Source organism: Sphingorhabdus sp., from assembly GCF_044374345.1.
GTDB lineage: Bacteria > Pseudomonadota > Alphaproteobacteria > Sphingomonadales > Sphingomonadaceae > Sphingorhabdus_B.
Genome location: NZ_JBILOS010000092.1, coordinates 1 through 8,236 on the forward strand (window position 1 = coordinate 1; position 8,236 = coordinate 8,236).

Consider the following 8,236-nt stretch of genomic DNA (forward strand, 5'->3'; position numbering starts at 1 on the left):
GAAGCAGCCCGAAAAAATTTCAACATTAAACGTACAATAAAGCGGCAACAACAGCGGACGAAATGCTATATATATGTTTTTATTCGTCTTTTGTTGCGTCCGACTCGCGTGTTTGTCTGGTCACCCCTAATGCGTTCCCGGTCGACAACCTTCGCTACTCGATGACCGCGCATTTATGATGCGCCGCAGCAAAGTCAATTAAACGCAGCCAAGAGTCCGTCCAACCGTGCAGCGGATGCGACATCCAGTTCAAAAACCCACAAATCTGGGTCGCGGGCGCAGCGTTTTTGCCAATAATTTTGGATGGCAGCATCACCTGTTTCCGCCAAATCAACGATTTGCCAGGCGGTTTTGCCGTCCAATGACGGATATCGATCGTACAAGCGTGGCTCTGCACCGCGGATCTGCCCAATGAGTAGAATGGCACCTGATGTGGCGTCGCCCTTTTTTAAAACGGTCGCAAAACCGCCGTCCGCCTCTGCCAATCGCTTCATGGCAGATATCTGCACATCCGTTGCAAGCCGCGGTTCAATCAAGCAGCGTCGCGCTCTTCAGAAAGGGTTAGTACGGCAAACATGGCCGCCGAGTCGGCTGCGCCGCGCAACTGGGCACGGAATTTCTCGTCACGAAACAGGCGGGAGACCTCGGCCAACGCGCGCAAATGCGATGCTCCGTCTTGCGCAGGTGATATTAGCCCACAAACGAGGTCTACGGGCTCATCATCCACGGCATCATAAGGCACGGGCTTTGAAAGCCGGGCAAATACGGCAACAGGCATATCAATGCCCGACACCTTGCAATGGGGAATCGCGGTACCGCCACCAAAACCCGTCGGGCCAAGTCGCTCACGCTCCACCATGCCTTCAAGCACCGCATGGGAATCGAGAAAATAATTTTCGGCTGCAATCACCGATAGGCGCGCAAGCAGGTCGGATTTGCCCGAACATACCAAATTAGCAGCAACGGCCCCTTCAACGAGCCTTGTAGAAAGTCTTATCATATTTCTTTCAAATGCGCCTGCTTAACCTAGCAGCACAATCCCTAAATATTTGAATTGGTAAAGAAAACTAAACGAATGTGACCGATATTTATGGCGCGGATTTTGGTTCAACCCAACCGATCGTGCCGTCTTCGCGGCGGTAAACCATATTATGCCGTCCAGTTCCAGTGTTTTTAAATAACAACGCAGGCGTATTGCGCAAATCCATCAACATAACGGCATCTGACACGGTAGATTCAGGGATATCGGTCCGCATCTCGGCGACAATTACTGGTGCGTCGGGCGCTGGTGTCTCCAGTTCGTCGTCACTGCCGTCAAATACCGTATAGGCTGCTTCTTCTTGTGCCACCGCATAAGCTGCCTGGACATGGCGATCCTGCAGACGGCGCATATAGCGGCGCAATTGCTTTTCAATGCGTTCGGCAGCACGGTCAAAAGCGACATGCGCGTCCTGCGCCTCGCCCCGTCCCTTTAGGACAAGGCCCTGCATCACGTGCATCACAATATCGCTGGTAAAGCCATCATGCGGCGCGCGTCCAAATGTCGCATGCGCAGATAAGGCTTTGGAAAAATGTTTTTCAGCAATGGATCCAAGCCGTGTTTCCACATGGGTCTGGAGTGCTGCACCGGTGTCGACCTGATGTCCTGAAACCCTGATATCCAATGCCTGTCTCCTTTGTTAAAGCGATGACCCCGTCTGGAGCCAAAGCGCGTCTTTAATCTTCGCTATAAAGTCCGCATGTCGCGCCAATTCTTCTGTCGAAGCCGAATGCGCGCGCGCGGGCCGGAAAATTTTGGTTGTCTGAATGCTGCTCACGTCGGTTTGAACCAAAGCGGTATCAGACATGTCATTATCGGCGAGGCCGAGACCAATCTGACGGCCACCGGTGAGCTCAATATATAATTGCGCAAGCAGTTCCGCGTCCAACAATGCACCATGTTTGACGCGGTGACTGCGGTCGATGCCGTAACGTGTACACAAGGCATCGAGAGACAGCTTGGCACCGGGATTTTTAACGCGTGCTAGCGCGACAGTATCCACCATGCGGTCCATCGAAATGGGGGTGCGGCCGCAATATTGCAATTCATGGTTTAAAAAGCCGAAGTCGAAACTGGCATTATGCGCGACCAACGGGCTGTCACCCAGAAACGCGAGCAATTCATTTGCTTTGTCCGCAAAAACGGGCTTGTCCGACAAAAAGCGATCGGAAAGCCCGTGCACTTGCTCGGCTGCGGCGGGCATTGGGCGAAGCGGATTGAAATATGCGTGATAATGATTGCCGGTCATGACCCGGCCGATCATTTCAATGCAGCCGATTTCGACCATGCGATCCCCCGTTGCGGGGTCAAATCCAGTCGTTTCGGTATCGAATATAATTTCACGCATTCTATGATAAGATGTGAGCCTCTTTGCAGCCTTATGCAAGACCCTCGCGCAGCTTTTTGACAAGTGCGCGCACATCTTCGCGCGTCGCTGCAATATCCTGGCCGGTATCAATGACATGATCGGCGCGGGCGCGCTTATCGGTATCCGGCATTTGTAGTTTTAATATCTGTTCGAATTTTTCGGGAACCATGCCGGGCCGCGCCAGCACACGCGCGCGTTGATCGGCCGCGGGCGCGGATACCACCACCGTGACATCGACGCCGGCTTGTCCGCCCTTTTCAAACAACAAGGGTATGTCGAACACGACCATATCGGCGTCTTTGTGGCCTGCGAGAAATGCTTTGCGGCGTTCTGCCACCGCAGGGTGAATAAGTGATTCAAGTTTCGAAAGCTGGTCGCGATTGCCGAACACCGCAGCGCCCAACGCCTTGCGGTCCACACCATCCACGCTGGTTGTTCCGGGAAAAGCCGCCTCAATCTCTGCAACAAGTTCGCCGCCTGCTTTTTGCATATCGTGGACAGCAGCATCGGCGTCAAAAACAGGAACGCCTTCATCAGCGAACATCGCCGCCACGGCCGATTTGCCCATGCCGATGGATCCTGTGAGACCTATGATGATTGGCTTTTTCATTTCAACAGCAACGTGCGCAGTTCATCTTCACCCTCTTCTGGTGGGGCAACACCGAAGAATAATTCAAAGGCTATGGCGGCCTGACCCACAAGCATTTCAAGCCCGTCGACTGTTTCCAAATCACGGGCGCGTGCAGCCTTTAGCAATGGCGTTTCAATCGGCGCATATACCAGATCATAGACCAGCGCATGTTCGGGCAAAGGCGACAAGTCGATATCAAGTGCCTCTTGCCCGACCATACCCAGCGGGCTTGCGTTCACGAGCAAGGCAGCATCGGGCAGCCGTGCGTCAAATCCAATCACTTTGCCCTTCAGGCCAAAATGGGCCAGCAAACCCGCAGCCTTCAACGCATTGCGCGCCACGAGAACAACTTCGCCAACATCTGCCTGAGCCAAAGCAAAAAGCACCGCTCGTGCAGCCCCGCCAGCACCAATCACGATGGCGGTTTCACCCACAATAGGCACATCTGCGATTGGACCATAAAAGCCACCTGCGTCGGTGTTGGTTGCAACCAGATCGCCCGATTCATTGCGAAATACCGTGTTGATGGCACCGATAGACGTGCGGACATCGCCCGGGTCGCGCACAAAATCCAGCGCCGCAATCTTGTGGGGTATGGTGATGTTGCATCCGCGCCAATTGGCATCGGCGGCGCGGGTCGCAAAATATTGCTCCAGATTTTCAGGCAGCACCTCCTGCGCCCGATATTCCCCCGATATGCCCAAAAGCCGCAGCCAATGGCCGTGGATCAGCGGGGATTTAGAGTGTGAAATCGGGTGCCCGATAACTTCGGCATAAATAGTCATGTCGGCAAAAGACCTCTCACCCGCAGATAGTCAAGAATGGGAAGCAAGGGCATGCCAATTATCGTGAACTGGCTGCCACTTACGCTGGCAAATAACTGCGCGCCCTCGGCTTCAATACGATAGCAACCCACACAATGCCGTATGTCATCCCAATATGTATCGACATATTGGTCGATGAATGCGGCGCTGAGCGTGCGCATCGTCATCTGCGCGCTGTCGACAATCCGCCACACGGGCTTGCCTTGTTCGCATATGACCGCTGCACTTATCAGTCTGTGCGACGCGCCCGACAATGCCGCGAGATGTGCGCGCGCCTCGTCTTTGTTTTCGGGCTTATCAAAGATTTTTCCGTCGGCACTCAGCAATATTTGGTCACAGCCAAGTACCATAAAGGTCGGTTGTTTGCGTGATATTTTGAGCGCCTTGGCTTCAGCAAGTGCATCGGCAATATCGCGCGGTTTAGCGCCCGATTGCGTAAGCGCCGTTTTGATGCTGTCTTCATCAACCAGCGCAGGGCAAGGCTCAACATCAACACCCGCAGCGCGCAACATCGCGATCCGCCCGGCGCTTTGTGACGCGAGGATGAGGGTCATGTTTTTGCGTCCTGGGCCAATTCGCGTTCATTGAAGAGATTGATGATCGCAGCGGCACTTTCCTCAATCGAACGCCGCGTCACATCCAGCACAGGCCAGCCATTATCGGCAAACATACGCCGCGCATGCGCGACTTCAGCCTTTACCTTTTCCTCATCGACATAATCGGTGTCGGGCGACTGGTTCAACGAAAGCAATCGGTTGCGCCGTACCTGAACCAGTCGTTCGGCGCTGGTGACAAGGCCAATCACCATGGGGTGCTTCAACTGAAACAATATTGGTGGCGGCGGCGCTTCGGGAACGATGGGGATGTTGGCGGTCTTATATCCGCGGTTGGCAAGATAAATACTGGTTGGCGTCTTGGATGTCCGCGAGACGCCAGCAAGGACGATATCCGCCTCTTCCCAATTTTGCGAATTGATGCCGTCATCATGGGCAATGGTAAACTGGATAGCGTCCACGCGGGCAAAATAGGCAGCGTCCATCGCATGCTGCCGACCCGGGCGTGCCTTTGCCTCTTGCCCAAGCATATTCGACATGGCGTCACTCACCGCATCAAGCGCGGCAACCGCTGGTAGTCCCATCGCGCGGCATCGTGTTTCCAACTTGCGCCGCGTGTCGCGGTTGACCAATGTGAAGAGGACAAGGCCGGGGTTCGTCGCGACGTCGCGTAAAATTCGGTCGAGATGGCTTTCCGAGCGGACCATCGGCCAAAAATGCTTTACGACATTTTCGGTGCCATCAAACTGCGCCAATGCGGCCTTCGCGATGTTTTCAAGCGTCTCGCCTGTGGAGTCCGAAAGCAGGTGAAGATGAAAACGTTGGCTCATGACTCACAGTCTTGTTGGTAGGCTGGGGATAAATCAAGGGACAAGTTTTCACCCGCCCTATCTTCCCCACTATCGCCGAATAAGCTTTCGATTCGGGCACAGCCTGTCCACAGGGGCAATTGCCTATCCACAGCCTGTGAATAATGGGGATTGAGTTTGCGACTCCGTTGGATTGCGTTTGCCCGTGGACGTCAAGATGTTGGCAATATCCGTAAAAGCTTTTAAGGCCTGCGATATCAACAGCACATCATCTTTCATCATCCTTAATATAAATATATATTTTGATTGGATCTCGGCCGCTTATGTCAGCGCAAGCCTCGAAAAAACTGCTTAACGTCCTTAAGGGCAACCAAGAGGAAGTACCGCCTATTTGGCTCATGCGACAGGCAGGTCGTTATCTTCCGGAATATCGGGCCCTTCGTGCTGAAAAGGGCGGTTTTCTGGCGCTTGCTTATGACAGCGATGCCGCAACGGAAATAACGCTGCAGCCCATCAAGCGTTTTGGTTTTGATGGCGCCATTTTATTCTCTGACATTCTGGTCATTCCGCACGCCATGGGTCAGGATCTGTGGTTTGAAACAGGCGAAGGTCCAAGGCTTGCGCCGCGCTTGGCGGAATCACGGCTTGAAGAATTTGTGCCAGCGCCTGAACGGCTCAATCCTGTTATCGACACGGTGCGTAAAGTATCGGCGGCACTGCCAGCGGAAACAACCTTCCTGGGCTTCGCTGGAAGCCCGTGGACGGTCGCTACATACATGGTGCATGGTCAGGGCAGCAAAGACCAAGCAGAGGCCCGCAGAATGGCCCACGCAGAGCCGGAGCGCTTTGGTGGACTTATCGAAGCGATCATTTCGGCAACGGTTGATTATCTGGCCAATCAAATTGATGCCGGCGTTGATGCAGTTCAGTTGTTTGACAGCTGGGCAGGGTCTTTGTCGCCAGCACAGTTCCAAAAATGGGTCATCGCGCCAAATGCCGAAATCGTGCGTCGCTTAAAAGCCCGCAACCCGAATGCGGTCATTATTGGTTTCCCCAAAGGCGCGGGCGGTAAGCTTGCCGCTTATGCCGAGGGCACGGGCGTTGATGCATTGGGACTGGATGAAACGGTTGATCCGCACTGGGCAAACCGAGAGCTGCCAAAAGGTTTGCCGGTGCAGGGCAATCTTGATCCACTCGCGCTGATTGCTGGAGGTCAGGTCCTGAAAGAGGCTGCCGACAATATTCTATCGGCGTTTGCCGACCGCCCCCATATCTTCAATCTTGGCCATGGTATTTTGCCGGATACGCCGATTGAAAATGTCGAAATGCTTCTTAAACTGGTCCGCAAGGGTTAACCCATAAAGGCCGTTTTCATGACGGAAACGCTATCTGTGCTGTATATCTGGTTAAAGTCTGCCCATATCATTTTTGTGATTTTCTGGATGGCGGGGCTGTTTATGCTCCCGCGCTTTTTCGTCTATCATCAGGAAAGTGCGGTAGGGTCTGAAGAGGCTGCCAAATGGGTAGACCGTGAGTCCAAGCTCATCAAAATCATCCTCAATCCATCGATAATTATAATGTGGGTTGTGGGACTATTTTTGGCTTGGCATATCGGTGCGATGGCAGAAGGCTGGTTTCATGCCAAATTGCTGTTCGTGCTTGCGCTGTCCGGATATCATGGCTGGATTGTTGGCTATGCCAAGAAACTCGCCCGCGGTGAACGCAAGCTCACAGGCAAGCAATTGCGCCTGTTGAACGAAGTGCCGGGCATTGCGGCTGCCATCATCGTTATATTGGTCGTGGCCAAGCCATTCTGACGATTACGCCGCGCGATTGTGCAGAACAGTTGACGGCGCATGCATCGCAGCCTATTTGACAGCTCAAGCCCGTCCTGGGCGTGAGGCGCGAACGCAACAACAACCGCGCCACCAACTTTCAACATCTTGTCGGTTGTCTTTTTAAAAACCGGCTCTCAATCGGACAATTGTCCACCTGCAATCGGGGCCAATGGTCCATTCAACGGAATTACCTATGCATTTGAAAGAGCTGAAAAGCAAAAACCCCGCTGACCTCGTATCGATGGCTGAAGAGCTTGGTGTCGAGGGCGCGTCGACCTTGCGCAAACAGGATCTCATGTTTGCTATCCTGAAAGAGCTGGCCGAAGATGGTGAGCAGATCATGGGTCTTGGTACGATTGAGGTTCTGCCCGACAGCTTTGGTTTCTTGCGCTCGCCAGAAGCAAACTATCTGGCGGGTCCAGACGATATTTACGTTTCGCCAAACATGGTCCGCCAATTTGGTCTGCGCACCGGTGACACCGTTGAAGGCGAAATTCGTGCGCCAAAAGATGGCGAACGTTATTTTGCCCTGACCAAGGTGATGAAGATCAACTTTGATGATCCGGACGCCGTCCGTCATCGCGTTAACTTCGATAACCTGACGCCGCTTTATCCGGATTCGAAGCTAACTTTGGACTCGCTTGATCCAACGGTGAAGGACAAGTCCGCACGCGTTATCGATATTGTCAGCCCGCAAGGTAAGGGCCAACGCGCGCTTATCGTTGCGCCGCCGCGTACGGGTAAAACCGTGTTGCTGCAAAATATCGCCCGCGCCATTACCGAAAACCATCCTGAAGTATTCTTGATCGTATTGTTGATCGACGAACGTCCAGAAGAAGTCACCGATATGCAGCGTTCGGTGAAGGGTGAGGTTGTTTCCTCCACCTTCGACGAACCCGCGACCCGTCACGTGCAAGTCGCTGAAATGGTTATAGAAAAAGCAAAGCGTCTGGTTGAGCATAAGCATGATGTGGTCATCTTGCTCGATTCTATCACGCGCCTTGGCCGTGCCTACAACACGGTCGTTCCATCATCGGGCAAGGTGTTGACCGGCGGTGTCGATGCGAACGCATTACAACGTCCAAAGCGCTTCTTCGGCGCGGCCCGGAACATCGAAGAAGGTGGTTCCTTGTCCATCATCGCAACCGCGCTGATCGATACCGGCAGCCGCA

11 protein-coding genes are annotated in these 8,236 nt (G+C 53.6%); 3 read left to right on the forward strand and 8 right to left on the reverse strand.

Going from position 1 to position 8,236, the window contains the following annotated elements:
• Nucleotides 1-194: 194 nt before the first annotated feature.
• The 8 genes from ACIQ5B_RS09075 to ACIQ5B_RS09110 all read right to left on the reverse strand — a co-directional run bounded on the left by ACIQ5B_RS09075 (nt 195) and on the right by ACIQ5B_RS09110 (nt 5,247).
• On the reverse strand, nt 195-536 hold the full coding sequence (locus ACIQ5B_RS09075) for a DUF1491 family protein (RefSeq protein ID WP_397598729.1): 342 nt from the start codon (nt 534-536) through the stop codon (nt 195-197).
• Complete coding sequence (locus tag ACIQ5B_RS09080) at nt 533-1,000, reverse strand: PTS sugar transporter subunit IIA (protein ID WP_397598730.1); 468 nt, start codon at nt 998-1,000, stop codon at nt 533-535. The genes ACIQ5B_RS09075 and ACIQ5B_RS09080 overlap by 4 nt, the downstream gene beginning before the upstream one ends.
• An 88-nt stretch (nt 1,001-1,088) precedes the next feature.
• Nucleotides 1,089-1,664, reverse strand: a complete 576-nt coding sequence (gene hpf / locus ACIQ5B_RS09085; protein ID WP_397598731.1) for a ribosome hibernation-promoting factor, HPF/YfiA family — start codon at nt 1,662-1,664, stop codon at nt 1,089-1,091.
• 15 nt (nt 1,665-1,679) lie between these two features.
• Entirely contained in the window at nt 1,680-2,387 is a 708-nt protein-coding gene (gene dnaQ, locus ACIQ5B_RS09090) for a DNA polymerase III subunit epsilon (RefSeq protein ID WP_397598732.1), read from the reverse strand.
• A gap of 31 nt (nt 2,388-2,418) precedes the next feature.
• On the reverse strand, nt 2,419-3,018 hold the full coding sequence (gene coaE / locus ACIQ5B_RS09095; RefSeq protein WP_397598733.1) for a dephospho-CoA kinase: 600 nt from the start codon (nt 3,016-3,018) through the stop codon (nt 2,419-2,421).
• Nucleotides 3,015-3,824 carry a shikimate dehydrogenase family protein gene (locus ACIQ5B_RS09100; RefSeq protein ID WP_397598734.1) on the reverse strand — a complete coding sequence of 270 codons (810 nt, stop codon included), beginning with the start codon at nt 3,822-3,824 and terminating at the stop codon, nt 3,015-3,017. Before ACIQ5B_RS09100 ends, coaE begins: the two co-directional genes overlap by 4 nt.
• Nucleotides 3,821-4,417, reverse strand: a complete 597-nt coding sequence (locus ACIQ5B_RS09105) for a Maf family protein (RefSeq protein ID WP_397598735.1) — start codon at nt 4,415-4,417, stop codon at nt 3,821-3,823. The genes ACIQ5B_RS09100 and ACIQ5B_RS09105 overlap by 4 nt, the downstream gene beginning before the upstream one ends.
• The gene (locus ACIQ5B_RS09110) at nt 4,414-5,247 is read right to left on the reverse strand and encodes a pyruvate, water dikinase regulatory protein (RefSeq protein ID WP_397598736.1); all 834 of its coding nucleotides are present in this window, start codon (nt 5,245-5,247) and stop codon (nt 4,414-4,416) included. Before ACIQ5B_RS09110 ends, ACIQ5B_RS09105 begins: the two co-directional genes overlap by 4 nt.
• A gap of 302 nt (nt 5,248-5,549) precedes the next feature.
• Between ACIQ5B_RS09110 and hemE the strand changes: the two genes are divergently transcribed.
• The 3 genes from hemE to rho form a co-directional block, all read left to right on the forward strand.
• On the forward strand, nt 5,550-6,581 hold the full coding sequence (gene hemE / locus ACIQ5B_RS09115) for a uroporphyrinogen decarboxylase (protein WP_397598737.1): 1,032 nt from the start codon (nt 5,550-5,552) through the stop codon (nt 6,579-6,581).
• A gap of 18 nt (nt 6,582-6,599) precedes the next feature.
• On the forward strand, nt 6,600-7,043 hold the full coding sequence (locus tag ACIQ5B_RS09120) for a CopD family protein (RefSeq protein ID WP_397598738.1): 444 nt from the start codon (nt 6,600-6,602) through the stop codon (nt 7,041-7,043).
• Between the two features lie 214 nt (nt 7,044-7,257).
• Nucleotides 7,258-8,236: transcription termination factor Rho (gene rho, locus ACIQ5B_RS09125; RefSeq protein ID WP_397598739.1), on the forward strand; the 979-nt coding region annotated here is incomplete at its 3' end.